The 22,986-nt window shown below is 51.2% G+C and carries 21 protein-coding genes; 11 read left to right on the forward strand and 10 right to left on the reverse strand.

All coding sequences use genetic code 11. The features are described 5' to 3' along the window. Positions 1–12: 12 nt before the first annotated feature. From ACGG90_RS10390 to ACGG90_RS10410, 5 genes are all read right to left on the reverse strand, one after another. Complete coding sequence (locus ACGG90_RS10390; protein WP_390409170.1) at positions 13–1,176, reverse strand: glycoside hydrolase family 88 protein; 1,164 nt, start codon at positions 1,174–1,176, stop codon at positions 13–15. Between the two features lie 12 nt (positions 1,177–1,188). Then, positions 1,189–1,665 (reverse strand): PTS system mannose/fructose/N-acetylgalactosamine-transporter subunit IIB, encoded by a 477-nt coding sequence (locus ACGG90_RS10395; protein WP_390409172.1) that lies wholly within the window; start codon positions 1,663–1,665, stop codon positions 1,189–1,191. A 157-nt stretch (positions 1,666–1,822) separates the two neighbouring features. Beyond that, positions 1,823–2,623: a PTS system mannose/fructose/sorbose family transporter subunit IID gene (locus ACGG90_RS10400; protein ID WP_390409174.1), complete on the reverse strand. Its 801-nt coding sequence runs from the start codon at positions 2,621–2,623 to the stop codon at positions 1,823–1,825. Further along, positions 2,616–3,389, reverse strand: a complete 774-nt coding sequence (locus ACGG90_RS10405) for a PTS mannose/fructose/sorbose/N-acetylgalactosamine transporter subunit IIC (RefSeq protein ID WP_390409175.1) — start codon at positions 3,387–3,389, stop codon at positions 2,616–2,618. The genes ACGG90_RS10400 and ACGG90_RS10405 overlap by 8 nt, the downstream gene beginning before the upstream one ends. A gap of 88 nt (positions 3,390–3,477) precedes the next feature. Next, on the reverse strand, positions 3,478–4,182 hold the full coding sequence (locus tag ACGG90_RS10410) for a GntR family transcriptional regulator (RefSeq protein WP_390409177.1): 705 nt from the start codon (positions 4,180–4,182) through the stop codon (positions 3,478–3,480). A 242-nt stretch (positions 4,183–4,424) separates the two neighbouring features. Between ACGG90_RS10410 and ACGG90_RS10415 the strand changes: the two genes are divergently transcribed. Continuing rightward, a complete protein-coding gene (locus tag ACGG90_RS10415) occupies positions 4,425–4,826 on the forward strand; it encodes a PTS sugar transporter subunit IIA (protein ID WP_390409179.1) in 402 nt (133 codons plus the stop codon). 533 nt (positions 4,827–5,359) lie between these two features. Here ACGG90_RS10415 and ACGG90_RS10420 read toward each other — a convergent pair. Then, positions 5,360–6,361, reverse strand: coding sequence for a hydroxyacid dehydrogenase (locus ACGG90_RS10420; protein WP_390409181.1), 1,002 nt, complete (start codon positions 6,359–6,361; stop codon positions 5,360–5,362). Between the two features lie 119 nt (positions 6,362–6,480). Between ACGG90_RS10420 and ACGG90_RS10425 the strand changes: the two genes are divergently transcribed. Then, positions 6,481–7,110 (forward strand): hypothetical protein, encoded by a 630-nt coding sequence (locus tag ACGG90_RS10425; RefSeq protein ID WP_390409183.1) that lies wholly within the window; start codon positions 6,481–6,483, stop codon positions 7,108–7,110. An 87-nt stretch (positions 7,111–7,197) separates the two neighbouring features. Here the strand turns inward: ACGG90_RS10425 and ACGG90_RS10430 are convergent, their stop codons facing one another. Continuing rightward, entirely contained in the window at positions 7,198–7,545 is a 348-nt protein-coding gene (locus tag ACGG90_RS10430; RefSeq protein ID WP_390409185.1) for a cupin domain-containing protein, read from the reverse strand. Positions 7,546–7,649: 104 nt separating this feature from the next. Then, positions 7,650–8,570: an ArsR/SmtB family transcription factor gene (locus ACGG90_RS10435; RefSeq protein WP_390409187.1), complete on the reverse strand. Its 921-nt coding sequence runs from the start codon at positions 8,568–8,570 to the stop codon at positions 7,650–7,652. Positions 8,571–8,790: 220 nt separating this feature from the next. Here ACGG90_RS10435 and ACGG90_RS10440 point away from each other — a divergent pair, with 220 nt between their 5' ends. From ACGG90_RS10440 to ACGG90_RS10465, 6 genes are all read left to right on the forward strand, one after another. Continuing rightward, a complete protein-coding gene (locus ACGG90_RS10440; protein WP_390409189.1) occupies positions 8,791–10,044 on the forward strand; it encodes an extracellular solute-binding protein in 1,254 nt (417 codons plus the stop codon). Positions 10,045–10,113: 69 nt separating this feature from the next. Next, positions 10,114–10,992 carry a carbohydrate ABC transporter permease gene (locus ACGG90_RS10445; protein ID WP_390409191.1) on the forward strand — a complete coding sequence of 293 codons (879 nt, stop codon included), beginning with the start codon at positions 10,114–10,116 and terminating at the stop codon, positions 10,990–10,992. Positions 10,993–11,005: 13 nt separating this feature from the next. Beyond that, entirely contained in the window at positions 11,006–11,839 is an 834-nt protein-coding gene (locus ACGG90_RS10450; RefSeq protein WP_390409192.1) for a carbohydrate ABC transporter permease, read from the forward strand. A gap of 45 nt (positions 11,840–11,884) precedes the next feature. Next, positions 11,885–13,714 (forward strand): glycoside hydrolase family 2 protein, encoded by a 1,830-nt coding sequence (locus tag ACGG90_RS10455; protein WP_390409194.1) that lies wholly within the window; start codon positions 11,885–11,887, stop codon positions 13,712–13,714. After that, positions 13,711–14,742 carry a glycoside hydrolase family 43 protein gene (locus ACGG90_RS10460; protein WP_390409196.1) on the forward strand — a complete coding sequence of 344 codons (1,032 nt, stop codon included), beginning with the start codon at positions 13,711–13,713 and terminating at the stop codon, positions 14,740–14,742. Before ACGG90_RS10455 ends, ACGG90_RS10460 begins: the two co-directional genes overlap by 4 nt. 774 nt (positions 14,743–15,516) lie before the next feature. Beyond that, entirely contained in the window at positions 15,517–16,083 is a 567-nt protein-coding gene (locus tag ACGG90_RS10465; protein ID WP_390409198.1) for a TetR/AcrR family transcriptional regulator, read from the forward strand. 58 nt (positions 16,084–16,141) lie between these two features. Here ACGG90_RS10465 and ACGG90_RS10470 read toward each other — a convergent pair whose 3' ends face one another. Together ACGG90_RS10470 and ACGG90_RS10475 are read right to left on the reverse strand one after the other, a co-directional pair. Beyond that, a complete protein-coding gene (locus ACGG90_RS10470) occupies positions 16,142–16,801 on the reverse strand; it encodes a hypothetical protein (RefSeq protein WP_390409200.1) in 660 nt (219 codons plus the stop codon). A 163-nt stretch (positions 16,802–16,964) separates the two neighbouring features. Further along, the gene (locus ACGG90_RS10475; protein ID WP_390409202.1) at positions 16,965–17,381 is read right to left on the reverse strand and encodes a hypothetical protein; all 417 of its coding nucleotides are present in this window, start codon (positions 17,379–17,381) and stop codon (positions 16,965–16,967) included. Positions 17,382–17,950: 569 nt separating this feature from the next. Between ACGG90_RS10475 and ACGG90_RS10480 the strand changes: the two genes are divergently transcribed. The 3 genes from ACGG90_RS10480 to ACGG90_RS10490 are packed head-to-tail and all read left to right on the forward strand — an operon-like array spanning position 17,951 to position 22,681. Beyond that, the gene (locus ACGG90_RS10480) at positions 17,951–20,233 is read left to right on the forward strand and encodes a lectin-like domain-containing protein (RefSeq protein ID WP_390409204.1); all 2,283 of its coding nucleotides are present in this window, start codon (positions 17,951–17,953) and stop codon (positions 20,231–20,233) included. Beyond that, a complete protein-coding gene (locus ACGG90_RS10485) occupies positions 20,226–21,872 on the forward strand; it encodes a SpaH/EbpB family LPXTG-anchored major pilin (RefSeq protein WP_390409206.1) in 1,647 nt (548 codons plus the stop codon). Before ACGG90_RS10480 ends, ACGG90_RS10485 begins: the two co-directional genes overlap by 8 nt. Positions 21,873–21,886: 14 nt before the next feature. Beyond that, positions 21,887–22,681, forward strand: a complete 795-nt coding sequence (locus ACGG90_RS10490; protein WP_390409207.1) for a pilin N-terminal domain-containing protein — start codon at positions 21,887–21,889, stop codon at positions 22,679–22,681. Positions 22,682–22,986 lie beyond the last annotated feature (305 nt).

Genomic DNA, 22,986 nt, shown 5'->3' on the forward strand with positions numbered 1-22,986 from the left:
GCGCCGAATATCTTACCAAAACGTTGCCCAAGCGGGGTCAGCCAAACGTTGCAAGGCTTCCATGTAGAAATAATCGCCCCACAAGTTCGCTTCATCCACGCCTTTGCCTTCGCTATAAGCATATACACTGTGCTGTAAAAGGCCTTCTTGCCCTTCAGTGGTTCGATAATGCTCAGCCAACACCTGCACAATGCCGCGCGCCATCGCCACCCCGTTGTCGCAATAGCCTTGCCGTTGCGCTTCGATCAACCCGCAAGCCACGATTGCAGCGGCGGAGCTGTCTTTGGGCTGCTGGTCGGCAGCGGTGAAGGTCAAGTCCCAATAAGGGATCAAGTCGGCGCCGAGATGGTTCAGATAATACTCGAGCAGGCGCCGATACTGGGCACCTTCAGCAGCAGTGGGATTGAACTTGCGGTATAGTGGCATCCCCAACAAGATCCACGCTTGTCCGCGGGCCCAACATGATTCATCAGAGAAGCCTTGATGGGTTGCACCATGGTCAGGGGCACCGGTTGCCGGATCGAAATAGAAGGTGTGATAAGTCGACTGGTCTTCGCGGATGATGTTTTGAATCACACTGTGGTAATGGGCGCGCGCGATTGCGGCGTAGTGGTCGTCGCCAGACAATCGGCTGGCTTCAAACAGCAACGGCAGGTTCATCAGTGAGTCGATAATCAAGCGGTACTCGTTAACGGCGCCAGGCTGGCCCCAAGCTTGGATAAACTGGCCACGCGGTTGGAAACGTTTGATCAACTCGTCGGCTGCGGCAACAGTCAGCGTTTTGTCTGCAGGGGCTTTGGTGAAGGTGTAATCGGCGTAGCTGGACAGTGAGTAAAGGAAACCGATGTCATGATGATCTAGCACATAATGGTCGGCTAAGCGCTGCTTGAAGCTGGCCAGTTGCGCCTGGATCGTTGAATTGGTGGCAGTACTTGGCCAGTGCCAGTTCTTCAACAGCAGCATTGCCGTCCAGAAGCCGTTGGTCCAGTCGTCGTTAGGTTTGACGCGATAGTGCATATCGGTGGTACAAGCGGAGGGAAAACGATTCCCAAACCGCGGCAGCATGGCATCGAGCCGCTGCGCACACCATTGTAGTTGCGTCTGCAACCACGCAGGATCCACAGCCTGACCAGCTGCGATCAGTTGCGTAGCCGCAGTTGTTGCAGTAGGATTCATCACGGCCTCCGCTTACAGGAACTTCTCGATGGAGACATCAGGGTCATCAGGCACCATCACCGCTGTCACGTTCACGCCGCGCGCCAACAGTTCTTTGATGTCTGCGCGCTCGTCGTCAGTTAAGCTGACTGATTTCTTGACTTGGGTGGTATCTGGGCGATTGGACATGTTGCCGATGTTGACCTTGTCGAAGGTGAGGCCGGCGTCCAGTAAGTCTAGCAACACTTTAGGCCGCTTCACAACCAGCAGCACGCGTTGGTTGGCGTATTTATCGGCTTTGATGTTAGCGATGGCTTTTTCTTCAGTGATGATCGACGTGGCGATGCCCTCAGGCGCAGCCATGCGCAACGCGGGCTTTTGCACCGGATCGTTGGCGACTTGATCGTCGATGACCATGATGCGCGTGGCGTGCAAGCCAGTGGCCCAGCGGTTAGCGACCTGGCCGTGGATCAAGCGGTCATCGATGCGAATGTTGACGAAACCTTTCATGATGATACCTCCTGGAGTTTGTGGGATAGGGTTGTGATCAGGCGGGCTGCGCAAAGTAACGCAGCAGTGATATACGCTGTGACGCCGCCAAGGCAAAGACAGCTTTTGCGTCATCCCAGCTTATATCAGCCGCTAAGCCCGCTTTGTTTCGCTCTGGTTAAGAGAATATTTTAAGGTTGAATGCGAGAATCCCAACCACGATCAAGATCAAGGTCACGCGCGTGGAGTTCATCTTCTTGCGGCCTAGCAGCCAGTAAGTTAACAAGACGACCAATGCTGGTGCCAAAGCCGGCATGATTTGATCAGCAAGTGACTGGATGGAGACTTTCACCCCGCCGTTTTTGAAGCTGTAGGCCCAATTGGCGGTGATGACTGATGGAATCAAGGCGCCGATCACCGTCATGCCTAAGACGTTGGCGGCGTTCGTGATTTTCTTGAGGCGATCGCCTAAGTTATCGATCAACTTGACGCCTTCGCGATAACCCATAGCAAAGAACGAACGCATGATGCCTAAGCGCAAGACCCCAAACGCCAGCCACAAGATCAAACCAATGGGGTTGCCTTTTAACGCCATGTAAGAGGCGATGGAGCCGATGATGGTGTTGGGGATCACGGCAAAAAGCGTATCGCCAATTCCGGCCAGTGGGCCCATCATCCCAGTTTTCAACCCGGCGATTGCGTCGTTAGCCGCTACGCCTTGGTGTTCTTGAATCGCGCCATCCACGCCTAAGATCAGCGGGGCCATGGTGTTGTTGGTGTTGAAGAATTGCAGCTCGTTCATCGCCGCGGCGACGGCTTCATCAGAGTCGCCGTACAGCTTGTTCAATAAAGGATACATGGCGTAGTAGTAGCCTTGACCTTGCATTTTCTCGTAGTTCCAACCGGCTTGGCCGAAGAAGTACCAGCGCCAGAAGGCAGATTTCAGTTCGTGATTCATTGTGATCTTGGTTTTACTCATCTTCATCGTCCTCCGTGGCCGCTTGCGGTGCGGCTTGATGGTCATCTGCATTGAATACGACTAAGGCAATCGCTAAGCCGATCATGGCGGCACCGATCACCGGCACCTTCAAGAAGGCGGCCAAGAAGAAGCCGACTAGTAAGAAGGCAAAATTGCGTTTGATTGGCAGATACCGAAGTAAGATCGCGATCCCCAGCGCCGGTAAGATTCCGCCGGCGGTTTTCAAACCGCTCATCAGCCAAGTCGGCATGTTGTTGACGACATTCTGCACGAAAGCCGAGCCGAAAACCAGGGCCAAGAATACTGGCAGCATTCGCGATAGGGACGTGGGAATGATGCCATACAGGTTCATGTGCGTGGCTTGCTTGAATTTCTTCTCTTGCACTAATTTCTCGGCGCGATGCTGGAAGAACGTGTTGCAGAAACGCGCCAAGACGTCGAGTTGGATCATCAATAAGCCGATCGGTACGGCCAAAGTTGCGCCAAACTGCGCGCCTTTACCAGATAGAATGGCAAAAGTCGTGCCCAGCAAAGCGCCAGTCATGTAGTCTGGCATTGATGAGCCGCCGAAGTTGCCGACGCCAAGCACTAATAAGTTCAAGGTCCCACCGACAATCAAGCCGGTTTGCACGTCACCAAGCACCAGCCCGGCGAAGAAGCCCGCCATGGTTGGTTTGACCGTGCCAAAAGTCGTGTTATTGCCATCATAAATCGCCCAACCGGCGTATAAGGTGATCAATAAGATCTGCCACCATTGGATTTGCATGGATGATTCCTCCTAATAATGAGACGCGACGTGGCTTGATGCCATGATGTCGCGCGTATTGTGGAGTGCCGTTGCGGCAAAGCAACGCTTAATGGCGCTCCACTTCGACTTCGAAATAATCCCAACGCTTGTAAGTTTCGACATATTCTACGCAACTGCCATTAGGCAAGAAGCTGTGGCGCTTGATTAATGCCGCGGGATAGTCGCGATCGGTCATCGCCAGCAACTTTGCTGCCGTTTGGGGCATTGGAAAGGTAATTTCGGTGCTTTCTGTCATGTGTGCTGAGAACAGATCCAAGTCGCTGTCGGCTTTGATCCGTTCATAAAGCGCCTGATAATATTGCGGGTCATTCAAGGCCTTCGGGTTAAAATAGTCCGCAGTCAAATAGGTGTGCTGCACATAAACCGGCACCGCGCCGATTTTGCGCAAGCGCAAGATGTGATAATAATGATCAGCATGAGGCGTTTGTAATTCCGCCAAAATCCGCGTATCATGTTCGGCTTGGATGCTTAACACGACCACTTCTTCGCCATCGGCATTGCGGTCGGCAGCGCGCGTCAAGTTGACGCGTTCGCCTGCTTTTTGGTCGGCCACAAAGGTTCCTTTGCCTTGTTGGCGCTGAAGCAGGCCTTCGCTAACCAAGGCGTTGATGGCTTTGATCACCGTGGCAGAGCTGACACCAAAGCGCGCTTTGAGTTCCGCTTCGGAATAGAAGCGATCACCTGGGTGAAATTCGTCACTGTTGAGTTTGTATCGCATGAATTGTTCGACTTGTTTATATTTTAATGCCATGAGCGCTGTCCTCCACTTAACCGGTTAACCTTGACTAGAAGATAACATGCAACCGGTTACTTGTAAACGCTAAATTTTTCCATTGTGGTTTCTCATAATGGGTGGATACAGCGCCAAACAAGCGGTTTAGCCGAAATTATTAATTTGCAAATTCTCTGAATTCTCATTTGGAGTTGACGGCGCTGACGAATCCGGTTACATTGAGCAAGTAAATACGCAAGTAAAAAGGAGAAGTTAACCGGATGAGTGAATTAGTCTTGATCAGCCATGGTGAGCTGAGCAAACAATTGAAAGCAACGGCCGAAATGATCATGGGCCCGCAAGCGCATGTGCACGCGGTGTGCTTGTTGCCTAATGATGGGCCGGAGACTTTTCGCACCAAGTTGGAAAATACCTTGGCTGGGCTTAGTGAAGTGACCGTGTTTGCCGATTTGCTCGGCGGCACGCCTTGCAATACCGCATCGCGCTTGTTGTTAGAAGAGGCGGCAGATTTTTCATTGTACGCCGGGATGAATCTGCCAATGGTGATCAGCTACATCAACGCCGAGTTGGTGAATGAACCGGCAGATTATGTTGCTGAGGCAAAGCAGGGGGTTGTGTACGTCAATCCGTTGTTGGCTGCTCACACAGATGATGATGAGTGACCGATTTACTTCCAAGCGTTGTGTAAGCAACACGGTGAAAATCAGTATCATGAATGGGAACAACAAAACAACGGCCCAGCAATTTGCTAAGCCGTTGTTTTAGTTGTCGTGATTTCGTTGATGGTACCACAAACACACGATCAGCCTATCAGCTGTCGTGTATTTGTTGCGGGCAGGCGCCTTATCTGTGATCGTGTTGCCTGCCGATTATTATTGAATTAAGTACCCAGCCTTCGTAAGCCTACTCCAGCTGAGGTGGTCGTAAAACGATCCCGTGGTACTCCCTGGCATTGCCCGTGGACTAGGTGACCGGGCTTCATGGCGCGCGCTCTGGGGGAACAGGCCACACTCCTGAGCAGAACTCATTCGTGCCAGATCGGCCTGTTTGGGGGTTTGGCGTACAGACAAGCTTGGCCTTCGTTCGTCTCCTCTCCCCTATGCGGTTGAGCAAGTATAAGATACCACCGCCTCAAACCAAATGCAAGCGTTTTTCTAACCTTTTACAATAAATTTACATTGACGGGATCAACGGGCTAAAGCGGCCGCGTCATGCGCTTTAAGGCAGTGGCGTCGTAGCCGTCAAGCAACGGGAGGCCTGCTTGCAGACGCTTGATTTGCTGGATCGTATGTTTGCCGATTTCCGGATACCAGTCGGTGGTGGGGCCGGCCATATGTGGGATCAACAACACATTGGCCAAGTCGCGGTAAGGGTGATCGGCAGGCAGCGGCTCTTGGTCAAAGACGTCTAAGGCGGCTTTGATATCGCCTTGTTGCAAGCGCGCAAGCAGCGCGGCTTCATCGACTAACCCGGCGCGAGCGGTGTTGACAAACAAGGCGCCTGGGTGCAGCGCGTTAAGCAAGTCTGCGCCGATCATGTGGACATTCTGCGGGTTCAAGGCACTGTGCAAGCTGACGATGTCGCAGTCACTGAAAATCTCGTCCAAGCTGGCAGCGCGCACGTGCAAGGCAGCATAGGCCGCAGAATCCGGGTGGTGGGAGAACACCCGAATGTCTGAGGTGAAGCTTTGCAACAGCGGGATCAAGTGCTTGGTGATTGCACCAAAGCCCACCAAGCCGATCGCTTTGTGATACAAGCCGGCGTTGGTGAATTGTTCAGGCCGCCAGCGCCCGGCGTGGACTGCGGCGTTGTAATATGGAATATCGCGCAGCGCCGCCAACATATAAGCCACGACGCCTTCTGCCACAGAGCGGGCGAACAAGTCGTTGGCACTGGCGACTTGCACGCCGGCAGCAAAGGTGGCGGCGTCTACGAAAGGCACGATCGTTCCAGCGGTGTGGATGATCGCCTTGAGCTTTGTGTCTGGCGTTAGCATCCTGCCGTAAATGGCTGGGCTGTTCCAGCCGGTGATTGCCACGTCGTAATCGTTGATGTAAGCGGCGACTTGTTCAGCAGTGTATTGCGCGGCAGTCGGGTTCCAAGTCACCGACCCAAGCGCGGCCAAAGCGGTTTGCAATTCAGGCGGGAAAAAGCGCACCCGCGGCTCACCAGTTGGCATCAAGCACCAAATTTTCATGATCAACACCCCTTTTGGCCTCAATTATGGCCTTGCCTTCAAGGGCTGTCAAAGTGAAAACTTTGTCCTTTTTCCAGCTTGGTTGGATAATAACCATGACCCGAAAAGGAGGGAATATGATGGCTTATCAAGTTTTCGTGGAAGGGGAGGTCATCGATCGCTACCGCATGGCGCTGGTCAACCACGCTGGGCGCTCGCGGATTAGCCGGCCTTGGGCGATCGCCCCAACGCGCGTGGATGTGGTGGGCCGCAGTCACGCGAAGGATCTGCGCAAGATCCCACTGGTGTTGGTGCCGGAGTGGTTGGCGCCAACTTGGCAGCCGGGCCAGCATTGGCGTGTGGTTGGGACTGCGGTGCGGCAAACCCCGGTGCTTGCGGTGCGCGACGCGGCTTTGGTGGCGGAAGAAAGCCATGACCTGCGCAAGCAAACAGCGGAATTCGCCTTGGATTGGGTGCGCCGTCACCAAGAAGGCCACGCCATCAAGCAGCTGGCGCACGCCACCGACAGTTTCATCTACGGCCGCAGCAAAGCCGCCACCTGGTATCGCCGCTTGATCCTGGTTACAGGCGACCAAGCGCCGCTGGTGGTGCCTGGCGCGCCATTAAGTGAAGCGCTGATCCGCTTGGCACGCATTCAACAAGCCCGCGCGATGCCGGCAGTGATGCTGACGGTGCTGGAAGACGCGTGGCAGTTGACCGGCGCGTCGTTATTGGCCGAAACCATTGCGCCTAGCCAGTTGCGCCTGTAACGCAAAAGTCACGCCGCTGAGTGCGACGTGACTACATATTTTGAGATAGGGTTACTAATGTTTCACGTGAAACAATTTGACAAGCGGTTAGAGAAAATCTTCGCGAATTGGCGTGAAGGAATCTAACAGCTTACTGTCATCTTCAAGCGGAATGCAGCCGTGCGGATGGTTGGCAGGAAAGTAGATCGCGTCGCCTTGGTGCACCACTTGGATGGCTTGGTGGTCAGGGTAGTCGATTTCAAACTTGAACGCACCTTTGAGGACGTAGGTGGTTTGCACATGCGGATGCTGGTGCAGCGGAATCGTGGCGGTTTCCGGTAAGGCATGCTGGAAGGTAATCAACGCATTCATCAAGCCGTCGCCGTGCGCGAGGACTTGGCGGGTAGAATTGGCGTCGATTTGGGTGATCGGTAAGTTGGATTGGTGGAAGAACATCGTGCTGCCTCCTTTTATGGTTAAATCTGAATCATTTGCAACTTCAATGCGTGGTGCCTGTCGGTTGCTGCAGGATAAGCTTCGATCGTTGTACGTTCAGGCGATTATTTATTTTTGACTGAATAGTAATAAACGACTTTGATGTCTTGCGGGGTGTTGCCGAAGTGCTTGCCAAACAGTGTCAGTCCGCCTTGATTGGCCGCATTCGAGTCGATGCCGATGCGCAGGTGAAGAAACTGACTATGATCCAAGTTAAGGTCTTTCAGTGAGACTGCGGACAGGTGCTGGCCATCGATGCCGGTGTCGTCTTTGTGGATGCGGATATGTTTAAGCAAGCCGTATTGGCTGAAGCGCGAATCCCACCAGCTCGGCGTTAACCTGCCGCGGACATCTGAATAGTTGCCAGGCACGGTGTACGTGCCCACTTTAAGATCATTAAGCCAAAAGGAGATATCGCTGGGCCAGTTATTGTTTGATTCAGGAAATTCAGAAGAAAGCTCCAGGGAGATCTCCAGCATTTCTGGCTGGAGGTCGTTCACGACTTGATTGGGAATAATGTACTCCACGCTGCCATGCGCAAACCAGATCAACGAGGCGTCCAGCCGCTGCGGCAATAAGAACGCGTTAGGATCATCCATTTCGCCGATGATCGCCGACTTGCTGGCCAGGCCGCAAGTTGGCGTGATGCCGTCATTGGAGAAATAATTGCCTAAAGGGATATTGTATGTGAAGCGCTTAAGTGTCGGGAAAACCTGCTCAGGCAAATTGATGATGATGTTATCTGTGGCTGCTGAAAGCAGCTTCTGTCGATGATCACCGGAATCACTGGCACTGACTTGGATCAAGCCGACTGCGCGCAACGCTTCGACGTGGCGCGAAATGATGGCCTTGCTGTAGTGGAGCTGATCGGCAACTTCAGTGACGGTCAGTTTCTGTTTGGCTACCAAATTCAGGATATCCATGCGGGTTTGGGAGTCAAGCGCATGCAGCAGCGGCAAAGAACTGTGAACGTAATCAATTTCCATGATGACATCTCCAATTAGTTAACCATTTTGTTGAATATATGTTAACATACTATCTCCGCAGATGGAACTAGTTCACTTTTTTGGTTTATCAGCTAAACCTTATTGACTAGGCCCTGGGCAAGCACTTATAGTGAAGACTGTAAGCGCTTGCTATTATTTACAGCAACTGTATTCCTGCTCAGTAATTGCATTCTAAGTTGACTAATTTGGAGGGAATATCATGAAATTGAGAGAAAAGCTCATTACCCTTTCGGCGGTGGCCTTGACGACTGTTACCCTGGCGGCATGCGGCAGTTCGAGTTCATCAAGCAACGGCGGTGGCGAAGCGAAAACCATTACGATTTGGAGCAGCTCAACTGGTCCTGATGGCCAGAAAATCAAAAACACTGTTAACAAGTACAACAAGACTGATCCAAAGTACCCAGTTAAAGTGCTGACCATGAAAGGCGAAACCATGAACTCGAAGCTGGCGACTGGCGGCAAATCAGGCAAGGGCCTGCCAGACGTGGCCATGATTGCATCTGAGCAAGTACGACAGTTCGTTTCTCAAGGCATGGTGCAATCATGGAGCCCATACCTGAAAGGAACTGCGGTAAAGAGCAGCAATTATGTCAAAGCGGCCTGGCAAACCGGGACGGTTAAAGGCAAACAATACGGTGTTCCAGCCGACATGGGGACGTGGATCCTGTTTTACAATAAAGATCTCGTTGCCAAGTATGCGCCGCATGCTTTGGACGACAATGTCGTGACTTACAAAGAGATTCAAGACGCAGGCACCAAAGCCAAAAGCGACGGGGTGTATGCAACCAGCAATGACTGGAGCATGCAGAACTGGAGCAACATTTACATGCAAATGGGCGGCGGCTTGAACGATACCGGTAAAGTCAACGTCAACAACAAGACGGCTTGGGCTGCTACGGATTTGATGAAGGGCCTGTATGATAAGGGCTATATGGTGCCAAAAGGCCAAGATGCCTTGAAAGACTTTGCTAATGGCAAGTTGATGTTTATGCCTGAAGGGACCTGGATGATCGCGCAGGTTCAAGGCTATAAGAACATTAACTGGGGTGTGACCTTCACGCCGCAAGTCAACGCCAAGAAGATCGTCAACGGCACTGGGGCCGGTCAATTCGCTTTGATGAAGACCAAGCCGGACCAATCTGCTGCCAAGAAGAAGGGCATGGTCAAGTTCTTTAGTTGGCTGCAAACCAACCAGCTTGAATGGTTGAAGTCCGGGGTCAACTCACCTTCCTTGAAGATGCAACAAGTCGCGGCTTACAAGAAGATGCCGCAGTACTTCTTGATTTCTTCCCAGCAAGGTCAAGACGCCTTGAAAGTGGTTCGCAACGATGGGATCTCTTATGCCTATGGGGAAATCGACTCCCGCGCTTGGGACATGATCCAAGGCAAAGCGCCAGTCAAGGATACGTTTAAGACCATTCAGCAGACGGTCGATCAGAAGCTCGGTCAGTAACTTAGCGCATGTGAAAAAGGCTGACAGGTTGTTGCCAGCCTTTTTCGATAGAAAGGGGTGTGTCTGCATATGCACAGAAGTAAGCACAGATTTGCGTGGCCGGCCTTGTTTATCGGCCCGCACTTGATCTTATTTGTCCTTTTCTTCCTGATCCCAGTATTGTTTGGCCTGTATGTCTCATTTACCAAATGGGATCTGTATAGTACGCCGCAATGGGTCGGGTTGAAGAATTACGCTACCATTTTGTTTGATCATGGATCGGTTTGGCATCAGCAGTTTACCCAAGGACTTGGCAATACGCTGATCTTCGTGATCTTTACCACACCGCTGCTCATCATTGTCCCGTTATTCATTGCGGTGCTGTTGAATCTCAAGCCGCGGTTTGCCAAGGTCTTTCAATCGATTTTCTACTTGCCGAACCTGTTTGCGATTTCGGCGGTGATGATCATTTGGAACTTCTTGTTTAGCCAATCATATGGGCCTTTGAAATCGGTATTTCACTTCCATACCGATGTGTTGAGTAATCAGCCATGGGCTTGGATCGCCATTATCGTGGTAACCGTTTGGTGGATCATCGGGGGCAACATGATCATCTATCAGGCGGCATTGAACGGGGTCTCCAAAGAAGTCTTGGAGTCTGCGTCACTGGATGGCGCCAGCGCTTGGCAGAAGTTCTGGAACATTTATTTGCCAGACATTCGCTTTCAACTCTTGTTTACCACGGTAACCACCACGATTGCGCAGTTTAACGTTTACGGCCAGCCATTAATGCTGACTGGCGGCGGACCGAACAACTCAACGCGGGTGCTCTTAATGGACATTCAAAACAACACCTTCGGCCAAGGCATTTCTTCGGCAGGCGTGTCTTCGGCGATGGCCATCTTATTGGGGCTGGTGATCATGTTGGTATCAGTCGTTCAGTTCTTCTTGATGCGCAAAGACAGTTAAAGGGGGTAATGGTATGACAAAAACAACTCGAAAAATCAAAATCATTGCCTTCATTCTGTTGTTTGTGTTGGCGGTGCTGTGGCTGATCCCGCTGGTATGGGGCATCTTGACCTCATTCAAGTCTGAAGCCGAAATTCGCGCGATGGGCTTCAGCTTCTTTCCAAAGCACTTTACCTTAAGCAACTACACGCAAATCGCCGCGGATTCCTCTGCACCGGTGCTGCGGTGGTTTCTGAACTCGTTATTCATCGGCCTTGCTTCAACGGTACTTAACGTTGTGGTGGTGTCATTTGCCGCATACGGTTATACGCGCTTGGAGTTCAAGGGCCGCAACGCTTTGTTCACCTTCCTTTTAACCACGATGATGTTTCCGTCGATCGTCAACTTGATTCCGATGTTCAAAGTCGTTGATTTCCTGGGTTGGACGGACAACTACTTGGCTGTGATCGTGCCTGGGGCTGCTGGCGTGTTCAATGTGTTCTTGGTTCGTCAATTCATGATGGGCATTCCCAAAGAACTTGACGAGTCAGCGCTGATCGATGGGGCCAATGAGTGGCAGATCTTCTACTACATCATCTTTCCACTGATCAAGCCGGTGTTGGCTGTGGTTGCGTTGTTCTCTTTCACCGGTTCATGGAACGACTTCCTATGGCCGTCTGTGGTCATGAGCAGTGTCCAGAAAATGCCGATCACACCAGGGCTGCAACTTCTGCAAGGTCAATACACGACGTTCCCTGGGATCGCAACGGCAGGGGCGATGATCGCTTTAGTACCGACCTTTATCCTGTACTTGTTTGCCCAGAAGTATTTCTTGAAATCAATGTCGTTGCAAAGCGGGATCAAGTAACGTAATAACGCGCCACGTGGCGTGAGCTGGAAGGAGTTAATTGAGATGGCAAGACAAGCATATCCCAGGCCTGAACTAGTCCGTGATGGTGAATGGCAGAATCTTAATGGTACTTGGCAATTTGCGTTTGATGATCAAGACGAAGGCCAAAGTCAGCAATGGGCCCAAAAAGGCTTTCCGGCCTCGCTTAAAATTAACGTGCCATTTGTTTATCAAGCCAAGTTAAGTGGAATCAATGAGCAGGCAAAACACGATATCGTTTGGTATCAGCGGACTTTCAAGCGGCCAGAGTTAACAACTGATCAGCATGTCATCGTGCATTTCGGGGCCGTCGATTATTTTGCCGATGTCTATGTCAACGGTGAGTACATCGGTCATCATGAAGGCGGCGATGTGGGCTTCTCTTTTGACGTCACAACGGCGCTTAATGTGAAGCGGGTCAAGCAGACCTTGACGGTGCGTGCGGTCGATCGCACTGAAGACGAAACGCTGCTGCGCGGTAAGCAGTCTTGGACCGGCGGCTCAGCCGGGATCTGGTACACGAACTCTACAGGCATTTGGCAAACGGTTTGGCTTGAAGTGGTCAATCAAAACCACGTGGCTGACTTGAAGCTGACGCCGGATCTTGATCACCGCAGTGTTCAGCTGGCGGCTTCGGTACCTGCCAGCGCTATTGGCAGCACCTTGACGTACACGATCAAGTTTCATGATCAGCTAATCGCCAAAGATTCGCTGCAAGTGACGACGACCACCTTGGTGCGCAGTGTTGATTTGATTCAGCAACATATTTTCCGCACCGCCTTTCATAACGATGGCTGGACCTGGACGCCGGAGCATCCCAACTTGTTTACTGTCGATGTGACGCTGCAACAAGTTGATGAGGTGCAAGACACAATTCACGCCTACTTCGGCCTGCGTAAAGTAAGCGTGCAGAATGGCATGATCATGTTGAACAACCGGCCGTACTACCAGCGGTTGGTTTTGGATCAAGGCTACTGGCCAGAGGGGCTGCTGACGGCGCCAGATGACGACGCCTTTGCCAAGGATATCAAGTTAGCCAAGGCATTGGGCTTTAATGGCTGCCGCAAGCACCAGAAAGTTGAAGATCCGCAGTTTCTCTATCAAGCAGATCATTTAGGTTATCTGGTTTGGGAAGAAACCGCCTCGGCCCCATTCTTCGCTGAGCAAACCGTTGAGCGGCTGGTCAAGACTTGGCAAGAAACCATTCATCGAGACTATAACCATCCCAGCATCGTGATGTGGGTGCCTTTCAACGAAAGCTGGGGCGTCGATTTGATTCACGAAGACACGCGCCAGCAGCATTTTACCGAAGCATTGTACCATCTCGTGCATACCTTGGATGATACGCGGCTGGTGCAGTCTAACGATGGCTGGGACGTGACGGTTGGCGATGTGATCGGCATTCACAATTATGTGCAGAATCTGGATCCTGAAAGCCGAGCGTATCATCAGTTCAAGGAAACGCTGGGTTCAGTCGCCAAGCTGATCGATCAAGCGCCTGCTGCTTGGGCCATTTTTGCCAAGGGGTTTGCCTATCAAGGTCAGCCGCTGGTGCTGAGTGAATTTGGCGGGATCGGCTTTGATTCTAAGCGCAAGGACGGCTGGGGTTATACTGAAGCCAGTTCACAGAAGGATTATCTGACCAAAATGGCGACGCTGATGGCTGCCGTTGCCGCTTCGCCTGCGTTATCAGGTTATTGCTACACGCAACTGACCGATGTTGAACAAGAGGTGAATGGTTTGTTGACTGCTGATCGCAAACCCAAAGCCGATGTCAAGAAGCTGCAACAGCTCTTTGCAGTAGCGCCGATTGGCCGCCTTGATGCCAGTCAGTTCAGCGGTGATTTGTCATGAAGGCCCGCGGCTGGTTCCTGATTGCAGCTGGGGCAATTGTCTTGACCTTGGCTGGCGGCGGGCTGTGGCTGAGCCAGCGGCCAAAAGCAATTGCTTATACGAATCCGCTTAAAGGGGATGGCGGCAGTTACGCCGATCCTTGGCTGATGAAGGTAGGCAAAGAATACTATTACTGTGGCGCGGCAGATGGCAATCGGTTGTTCCTAAAACACAGTGAAGATCCTACTAAGGTCTTGACTGAGCCGGATCACGACGTCTACACGGCACCGCTGACTGGTGACCACAGCAACAACTTGTGGGCGCCGGAACTCCATTATTTATCTGGGCGTTGGTACATCTACTACGCTGCTGATGATGGCGACAATGCCAACCACCGGATGTTTGTGCTGGCCGGTGGCACTGATCGAGATGATCCGCTTGCCGGCAAGTTCAAGTTTGCCGGCAAGCTCAGCACACCAGATGATCATTGGGCGATCGACGGCACGGTGTTGACGCTGCATGGCCAGCAGTATTTCGTTTGGTCTGGCTGGGCTGGGCGGACAAACGTCGCACAGAATCTCTACTTGGCCAAGATGAAAAGCCCCACTGCACTGGTTGGTGAACGCCGCTTGATTTCTGCACCAGATCAGCCTTGGGAGCGCCATGGTGAACCGCATGTGAACGAGGCGCCGCAGATCTTGCAACACAGCGGCCGGACGTTTGTGATATATTCGGCCAGCGGCAGTTGGACGGATGATTATTGTTTAGGCCAACTGGAATTAACTGGCAAAGATCCGCTTGATCCGGCGGCTTGGCAAAAGCACACCAAAGAGCCGGTATTTAGTGCAACGAGCCAAGTCTTTGGGCCGGGACATTGTGGTTTCATCAAGAGTCAAAGCGGTCAAGATTATCTCGTTTATCATGCCGCACGCAAGCAAGGCAGCGGGTGGGACCGCAACATCCGCCTGCAGCCCTTCGACTTTAATCAATTTGGCATGCCGCAGTTTGGCAAGCCAGTGGCACCTGGCAAACAGTTGGAATTCAAATAGTTCAAGTGTTTGACGCTGGTGCTTACCAATTGCTGGTCGGTTTAATTACTGAAACCTCGCAAGTGCCGACTTTTACCGTGGCAGGATGAGCGGTGTATCAAAATGTGCTAAAAAGGTTACTACTGTTTCACGTGAAACAGTAGTAGGTACCATATCATCAAACGAATATTGATGGTGCCTGTGATTTCAGGGAAGTGTCCTCTGAAATCACGGGCATTTTTGTGTTACTTTCGGCGAATTTGGCGCTTGATCAAAATGGATCATGGACAGGTCCAGCCCGATAGTCTAGTAATTGACAACTTGGGTGAAGCGTCACGATACTTGCGCGGCGGGGGCTATATAATTAGACGTAAATATTGATGGCGGCAACTGATTACCCGATCAGTTGCTAAGCAGGATATATTGACACAAGGATCTGATTGCGGGTCCTTGCCCCACTCCCTTTTTGAAATTCCACTGTCGTTGTCGCTGCTGACTTCTCGTCTCCCCAAGGCCGGAAATAGCGGCGGCAGCGGCGGTGGCTAACTCACCTGGTCATGGCAGGTGAGTTTTTTGGCCAATTGTTATAAGACAGTTTACAGAAATCGTCTAATATTAGACAGCTGAGGTGGATTTGTCAGTTATGGTATGGTTATAATTAATGCGAATATTTTCTTGGGGGACAATATTCAATCATTGTAATACTTATAAGAGATTACAATATAAAAATTAACCAGATTCGAGAAAAGTATATATTTTTAATTGGGGAAAATCAGTGCTTTAGGAGTGGGGAAAATGGCAGAAGATACAGATCTAAGGATTCAGAAAACGCGCCGGGCGATTCAAGAGGCGTTCTTTGAAGAAATCGCAGAAAAGCCCTTTGCTGCGCTATGCGTTGCGCGGTTAGCCCAGCGCGCCGAAATCGGCAAAGCGACGTTCTATAACCATTACACGGATAAATATGATTTGGCCAGAAAGATGATCGAAGCCAATTTGCTGCCACTGGATCAATTGTTGATGCAGCGTGCGCAAGGCGGGCACTTGGCGCACCTTGCCGAGCCGTTTCCGCCAGAGTATCAGCCGATCATCCAGCACTTACGGCTGTTGACTAAGATCCACACGCCGGAAGTCGATTTCGAACAGCTGGCGAAGCAGCAGTTCGCCAGAAGCTTCAAGCGTCAACTTGATCAGCGCAGTGTGATGTTGTCGCATGCCGATGACGTTTCAGCGCATCTTGCATCATTGGCATATAGTTTCTTAATGGGGACCATTAACAACGATCTTGATCCGCGCGTCACGTATCAACAGCTCAACGAATTCTTCTTGGCGTTGCGGGCCTTGCAAACTGTCCCTGTTCAATAACCACAAGCGGCCACCGCTTCACGAGGTTTCGTGAGGTGGTGGCCGCTTGTGGTTTTAACTAGTAATGATAGCCGTTACCCGGATCGCCGACGCGCTTGATCGTGACGGTTTTGTTGATGGGATACGTTGCATAATCTTTGCCGCTAATCGGTTGGGTAACGTAGGAACAGTCGATCTTCACGGTTTGGTCGGCTTGTGGGTAGAATTGGAAGACATCGATTCCGGATTGGTCTGAATCTATCACAACGATATGAGAGCCATCTTGCCGGTTGGCGTCAAACTTAGGCCAACCGTCAGGCGTAGGCAGGTTGGCTTTCACAAGCGTCGCGTATGCTTCGTCATATTCGTTGATGGGATGTTTCAGCGCGTAAGCTCGGTTAGCTGCTTCAGTGCTGGCGGCTTGAGCCTTGGATGAGTCGGCAGCGGCTTTGGCTTTGGACGATGAGGCGGCTTGGACTGCCGCTTGTGAGCTGGCCTTTGCGGCACTGGCTGCTGCCGCTTTAGATTCGGCAGCAGCTTTGGCCTTTGATGATGAGGCCGCCTTAGCCGCTGCTGCAGAACTGGTTTTGGCTTTGGAAGCTTTGGTGCTGGATTTGGCGACGCTGGCTGATTTAGTGCTTGCGGCGCTGCTTGAAGACTGATGATTGCCGCAAGCGGCCAGCATCAAGGCTGATCCAGCGATAACGAGTAGTGTGGTTAAGCCGCGATAAATACGCATAATGAACTCCTCCAGAAGTAACATGATTTGACGCTGCAATGGGCCGAAGTTTGCCTTAGAATTCCAGATTGCTTCTGTCCCCAAAGCAGAAGACGATCAAGCCGACAAGCCAGCTGACATGACAAAGCACAACGCGAAAAGCGCCTCGCCACAAGATCCCCACTCAGTGATCAGCCATTGCCTGATCATTGTTAAACTGCGCCGTTGGATCAGCGAAAGTACAACTGATTTGCGGCGAATCGTAGTAAGCGATGCGCCAGGCTTTTCCAGCCTGTTCAATATGATGCAGCGCCTGGACAAAATGCTTAGGCAGCACCAATTGCGATAAAGTTGGGTGATTGACTACAGCTTGGATCGCCAGCGGGTAGAACAAGCCGTCCAGCATGACCACGATGACTAAGCCGATAAACAAGCCCAGTTCGCTTGTGGGGTTGGTGAAAGCAGGCGTCATGAAGATGATCAAGGCAAAGCCCAAGAGGTTGATGAGCTGGACTGGGGTGAACAATGGCGAATAGTGATGGCGTTTGATGCTGGCGATATAACTATGAAGCCGAGTGGCGGTGGGTTGTGCGTTATCCATTGTTACTGCTCCTAATCAATATGGGTGATCGCTCTTTTTGCATGCAAAAAGACCGGTCGGTAATCAGATGGCTTAGCGCTAACGAATCGTTAGTGTTCCATATATGCAATTCGCATATTGGCAATAAGCTAATCTGAAGACCGGCCGGTCATTTTTTGAACAATATTTGCAGATATCTAAGGCTGAGTATACCGCGCAAATGGTGGAGCCGCAATGAAAAATGGTCATTGACGTCTCAAATTTCCAGCCGAACTCGAAGCCGTCAAGGCCATGGCGGCTGCATCATGGCTAAACTGTTGGACAGGTCTAGCCCAGTTGTCCAATATTGTACAGCTTGGGTGAAGCGTTTCAGTACTCACTGGGATTATTCCCTATAATTGGGCAGAAATCCCAATCACGGTAAAGCATGGTTAGCCGTGATCAGGGGATGACACATGATCGAGCAAAGCGGCCAATTACGCCAGCTTGTGTGACTTTCCACATGGGTTACAGAAAATGTGTTGCCGTATTATGCGGGGTTGCGTAATCTACATGCGTTATCCCCAGTTGAATCGGGTGAGGAGATATCAATGGAAGAACGGCAAAGACGAAAAGACGCTTCGACGCCAGCGAGTCGAGCAGATGCACCGCTAAACTGCCGTGACAGGCAGTTGCGGCATACGGGTTGGTTTAAACCTGTTGTTACCGTTATTGCGGTCATTGTCGTGATGCTGCAAGGCTTGGGGCAGGCGGCCACGGTGATCGGCGGGACAACGCCGAACTATATCGATGATCAAACAAAGGTCGATAAAGATAATTTCTTACAGTATTTCGGGGTCCATGGTGATGCGTCCTACGATCAAAATAGCGGCACGGTCACGTTGACCCCTGATGAAAACAACAAAGTCGGTAATTTCTCGCTAAACAGCAAGATCGATTTGAGCCAGTCCTTTACGCTGCAAGGCCAGATCAATCTCGGTGATAAAACATCTGACCAAATGGGGGCAGATGGCATCGGCTTTGCTTTTCATCAAGGCAATACCAACGATGTCGGCAATGCCGGCGGTAACTTGGGGATTGGCGGATTAGACAATGCGGTTGGGTTTAAATTAGATACATGGCACAACGATTACAGTGCGCCTAAAAATAGTGCCAATCAAATCGATCCCAGCGATTCAGATGGTTTTGGTTGGGACACAGATCCTAGCGGTGGTGACTATCCGCAATTTGGGGCTTTCGTCACTACCAGTCTCAGAAATGACATTAAAGGGCCTGAGGATCAACCGGTGACGCGCTGGTGGGCGGTTACGGATCAAAACAGTGCCAAAAGAATCGACCCAGTTGCCAATAATGCGTTTCATGACTTCAAGATCCAATATGATGGCGCGAAGCGAGTCTTACATGTGTCATACACCGAAGCAAATGGTCAAGTTGATGAGTGGGAGCATACGATTCCAGACAGCTACCAGACAGCTTCGATGTTTGTGAGTGCCTCAACTGGTGCGGCCAAGAATCTGCAGCAGTTTAAATTGGACAAGTTCTTGTTTACGCAAGCAGCCAGTGTCGATGTTAAATATGTCAATACTAAAAACGAAGACCTTAAGTCCCTTTACACCGGTTCAGCCACTGACGCTGAACCAAGCTATGATCCCAACGCCACAGCAGGGGCCACGTATTTAACGAACAAGCTTGATATCCCAGGATATCACTTTCTAAAGATGGATTATGATGGCTCAGTGACTGGGACGAAAAGCCTCGACCCAACTGGGACGCTGACGCCTGGGCCTAATGGGACCGTCGTGTATGTTTACGATAAAAACACGACGATTACCGGGGAAAAGTCCTGGCAGGATAACAACGATCTTTATCATACGCGGCCAGATAAGGTTACTTTCAAGCTTAGCCAAAATGGCAATCCTTATAAGACTGCAGAAGCCAGTGCGGCAACTAACTGGCAATATACGTTTACTGACCTTCCTGCGACAGATGACAACGGTCAGCCGTACGATTACAAGGTTTCAGAAGACTCTGTTGCTAACTATCAGTCCAAGCAGGATGGGTATAATTTCACGAATACCCTGACTGGCACGACGACGGTTAGCGGCCAGAAGACATGGGACGATGGCGATAATGCCGATCACATCCGCCCGGATGACATTACGGTGAACTTGTTAGCTGATAACAAGCAAGTCAAGACCCAAACGATCACTGCAGCTAATGATTGGCGATACGAATTCAAAGATCTGCCCAAGTATGATGCAGCAGGTAAGAAGATTGCTTATACCGTAGAAGAAGCTGAAGTCTCTGGCTATACGCCAACATACGATAAGCCTAATGATGGCAATGGCAAGACGGTGATCAATATCACCAATAAGCATAAGTTGAAGCCAACGATGAAACTCAGGATCAAGAAGCAAGACGAGAATCACAACTTACTAAGCGGCGCGACGTTTGGGCTTGCTGGTGATGCCAAAGAGCAGTTGATCACAACCGATCAGGCAACAGGTGACTTATTCAAATCAGCATTAAAGGCCAATCAGCACTATGTCATTTCTGAAGTCACGCCGCCTAAAGGCTATGAGATCAATCCTGCGCAAGTTGAGATCGCAATGGATGACACTGGCACCAAGCCCGCCATCAAAATCGGCGATTCAACTTTGAAGCCTGGGGCGACTGTCAATGGCTATACGCTTGCGCAAAACGGCGACACCATCACGTTGACCGTCACCGATCACGCAACGCCAATTCTGCCGCATACCGGCGGTTCAGGTTACCAACAGCTGCTAGTTATCGCGCTTAGTATGTTAGGCATCGCGGCTTGCTTGATCCTGATTGTCATGCGCAAACGACGGGAGGTGAGTGGCCGTGACTAAATTAATGAATTACATCGCGGTTTGCACCTTAGGACTGCTGATGCTGGTGGGGCTGGCCGCCGCACCGCCGCAGCAGGTGGCGGCCAAAAGCACGCCTAGTCATGTCGATATCGTGCTGCACCAGCTGCAGTTTGTCGATAATTTACCGGCCAGCGAACCAAACAATGGCAAAGATCAGCCGTCATTTAGCGGTCAATCCAGCCAAACGCTAAATGGCGTCACATTTACGGCATACGACATCACGCAAGACTTCTGGCACTACTTAGACACCCATGAAGTCAGCGTTGAAAAGGCGCAGGACCATTTTGCCCAAGCGGCTTACGCACCAACTGAGCCGATCGCGTCGCAAGTCACAACCGGCGAAGGCGAGGCCCGCTTCAATGGGTTGAGCCTGCGCAACAATGGCCGCTATGCGGTTTATCTGTTCAAAGAAACCGGTCATCCTGCCGGCAGCCAAGGCCAAAGCCAGAATCTAGTGGTGGTGCTGCCAATGCGCGACGATAGCGGGATGGCATCGCGGATCGACTTGTTTCCTAAGCGCGTGATCCCCGGCGGCAAAACCATGATCAAAAAGCAGATCAATGCGGATCGCACCAGCTTTGCTTATGGCCAGAAAATTCCTTACAAGCTCTCAGTCAAAGTACCAGCAGATATTGCGACGATGAAGGACTTCAGCATCAGCGACAATGCCGACAGTGCCTTGTCTCGCGTAGGGGCCGTGAACGTCAAGCTCGACGGCACCGATGTTACCGATGATAACGACTTGTATCAGCTGACGACTGTGACTGAACACAGTTTCGTCGCGAACTTCAAGGTTGGCAGCTTGCGCAAATACGCCAACAAAACCATCACGATCACTTACCAAATGACGATTCGTCCTGGGACTGCTGCAGACAAGCCATTGATCAATGATGCCGCTGTTTATCCTGGCGGCGGCCAGCCGCAGCATGATCATGCCGTGGTGGTGACTGGCGGCAAGCGCTTCGTCAAAGTCGATGCCACACACGATTCAGTCAAACTGGCAGGCGCGACTTTTGTCGTTAAGAACGCAGCCGGCGCTTATCTGGTGAAAACCGCTGATGGTTGGCATTGGCAGCAAGTCGCAGGTGATGTGGCCAAGACCTACCAAGACGAAGCCCTTTACACGCTGACTTCTGGCAAGGATGGAGCGTTTGGCATCGAAGGCTTGGGTTATGGCACTTATGCGCTTTATGAAGTCCAGGCACCAGCGGGCTTCTTGCGTAATGAGAAGCCGATTCCCTTCACCGTGGTTGCCGGTGAATATTCGCGGGGTGAGACAGATCCATACGCGGTGGTTAATGTGCCGCAGTCGCCAAAACCTGGCGAACCAGTCACGCCTGGCCAGCCAAATGAACCAGGCGAGCCAAACCCGCGGGTGCCTTTGCCAAATACTAATGGACCCGGCCAGCCAAACCAGCCAGGTGCGTCAAGGCCGCGGATACCTTTGCCAAATACGGGGATGTTCGGTCATTCGCTGAAGCGCAGGCGAATAAGCCTGCGGCAGCTTTTGCCAAAGACTGGCGAACAATGGACAGCATGGTTATCAACGTTGGGTTTGATCTTGGTTGCACTTATTGTGGCAATCAGAGTAAAAACAAAAAAGCATAGGGGAATATGAAGGAGAGAAAGAAAATGACACACGCATTCTTGAAGAAAGCACTGACTTTTATTGGAGCCGCTGCATTAGTTGTGCCACTGGCAATGGGGTTAAACGGACAGAACGTGAGCGCTGATGACGCGCCAACAGTCCCGGAAACACAAAATGTGACGTTGACGAAATACGCTTCGCAGGCATATGCCGAAAATCAAAGTGAGCAGACTGATCCAACGAAAGCACCGGATCTTTTTGGCAAACAAACGCTTGAAGGCGCCGAATTTGAAATCTACGATGTCACCACTAAGTATTGGGAAAGTGACGATCGCGGAGATGAAGCCAAAATTGCAACCGACATTCAAGATGCCAGCTGGTATAAGGAAGACAAACCGACGAAAACAGGGACGACTGATGCTAACGGCCAATTCAATGTCGACTTGCCGACACAAAGCGGCGATAAACCAGCTGTTTATCTGTTTGTCGAAAGCAAAACGCCCAATGGCTTCAAGCAATCGGTCAACTTCATTGTTGCCTTGCCAATGAGTGCCAAAGACGCCGCTGGCAAGATAACGTCCTATCCAGCTAAGTTGTACGTCTATCCCAAAGACGCGATGCCGAAGACCCCGGATGGCAAGAATCATCTGAAGTTCGTCAAGGTCGATAAGTATAACCCTAAGACCTTCTTGGCAGGCGCGGAATTTAAGATCACCCGGGTAGACAAGGATGGTACGCGGTATGCTTTATTCGATGGTAAAACCAGCGTTACTGGCTACCAATCATACAGCAACGCCGCGCACGTGACTTGGATCAAGAATAACCTGGATTATTCATAGAATTTCAAAAAAGCAGCGCAATCCCATGATTCACACGGGACTGCGCTGCTTTGGTGTTTCACCCATTGGGTGCGCCTATATGCTAAGGTTAAGTCGACAAAAACCATCACGAAAGCGAGGCTTCACACCATCTCAACTTTAACCAGCTTATCCCTGCAATGCAATACCAATGTGACTGTGACCGCCGACGGCGGTCAACTTTCAAATGACGCCGGGCTCGTTTTGTTCCAAGAGTTTCTTCATCGTATCAACTTTAGGCAACTTGCCAATCAGTGCCTCAAGTTACCAGACCAACGACGATTCTG

This window comes from Lacticaseibacillus jixiensis, from assembly GCF_042847315.1.
Taxonomy (GTDB): domain Bacteria; phylum Bacillota; class Bacilli; order Lactobacillales; family Lactobacillaceae; genus Lacticaseibacillus; species Lacticaseibacillus jixiensis.

What these genes read in the sequence shown, in the direction of transcription:
- ACGG90_RS10390 (WP_390409170.1), bottom strand. Translation starts at nt 1,176, where the DNA reads ATGAATCCTACTGCAACAACTGCGGCTACGCAACTGATCGCAGCTGGT.
- ACGG90_RS10395 (WP_390409172.1), bottom strand. Translation starts at nt 1,665, where the DNA reads ATGAAAGGTTTCGTCAACATTCGCATCGATGACCGCTTGATCCACGGC.
- ACGG90_RS10400 (WP_390409174.1), bottom strand. Translation starts at nt 2,623, where the DNA reads ATGAGTAAAACCAAGATCACAATGAATCACGAACTGAAATCTGCCTTC.
- ACGG90_RS10405 (WP_390409175.1), bottom strand. Translation starts at nt 3,389, where the DNA reads ATGCAAATCCAATGGTGGCAGATCTTATTGATCACCTTATACGCCGGT.
- ACGG90_RS10410 (WP_390409177.1), bottom strand. Translation starts at nt 4,182, where the DNA reads ATGGCATTAAAATATAAACAAGTCGAACAATTCATGCGATACAAACTC.
- ACGG90_RS10415 (WP_390409179.1), top strand. Translation starts at nt 4,425, where the DNA reads ATGAGTGAATTAGTCTTGATCAGCCATGGTGAGCTGAGCAAACAATTG.
- ACGG90_RS10420 (WP_390409181.1), bottom strand. Translation starts at nt 6,361, where the DNA reads ATGAAAATTTGGTGCTTGATGCCAACTGGTGAGCCGCGGGTGCGCTTT.
- ACGG90_RS10425 (WP_390409183.1), top strand. Translation starts at nt 6,481, where the DNA reads ATGGCTTATCAAGTTTTCGTGGAAGGGGAGGTCATCGATCGCTACCGC.
- ACGG90_RS10430 (WP_390409185.1), bottom strand. Translation starts at nt 7,545, where the DNA reads ATGTTCTTCCACCAATCCAACTTACCGATCACCCAAATCGACGCCAAT.
- ACGG90_RS10435 (WP_390409187.1), bottom strand. Translation starts at nt 8,570, where the DNA reads ATGGAAATTGATTACGTTCACAGTTCTTTGCCGCTGCTGCATGCGCTT.
- ACGG90_RS10440 (WP_390409189.1), top strand. Translation starts at nt 8,791, where the DNA reads ATGAAATTGAGAGAAAAGCTCATTACCCTTTCGGCGGTGGCCTTGACG.
- ACGG90_RS10445 (WP_390409191.1), top strand. Translation starts at nt 10,114, where the DNA reads ATGCACAGAAGTAAGCACAGATTTGCGTGGCCGGCCTTGTTTATCGGC.
- ACGG90_RS10450 (WP_390409192.1), top strand. Translation starts at nt 11,006, where the DNA reads ATGACAAAAACAACTCGAAAAATCAAAATCATTGCCTTCATTCTGTTG.
- ACGG90_RS10455 (WP_390409194.1), top strand. Translation starts at nt 11,885, where the DNA reads ATGGCAAGACAAGCATATCCCAGGCCTGAACTAGTCCGTGATGGTGAA.
- ACGG90_RS10460 (WP_390409196.1), top strand. Translation starts at nt 13,711, where the DNA reads ATGAAGGCCCGCGGCTGGTTCCTGATTGCAGCTGGGGCAATTGTCTTG.
- ACGG90_RS10465 (WP_390409198.1), top strand. Translation starts at nt 15,517, where the DNA reads ATGGCAGAAGATACAGATCTAAGGATTCAGAAAACGCGCCGGGCGATT.
- ACGG90_RS10470 (WP_390409200.1), bottom strand. Translation starts at nt 16,801, where the DNA reads ATGCGTATTTATCGCGGCTTAACCACACTACTCGTTATCGCTGGATCA.
- ACGG90_RS10475 (WP_390409202.1), bottom strand. Translation starts at nt 17,381, where the DNA reads ATGGATAACGCACAACCCACCGCCACTCGGCTTCATAGTTATATCGCC.
- ACGG90_RS10480 (WP_390409204.1), top strand. Translation starts at nt 17,951, where the DNA reads ATGGAAGAACGGCAAAGACGAAAAGACGCTTCGACGCCAGCGAGTCGA.
- ACGG90_RS10490 (WP_390409207.1), top strand. Translation starts at nt 21,887, where the DNA reads ATGACACACGCATTCTTGAAGAAAGCACTGACTTTTATTGGAGCCGCT.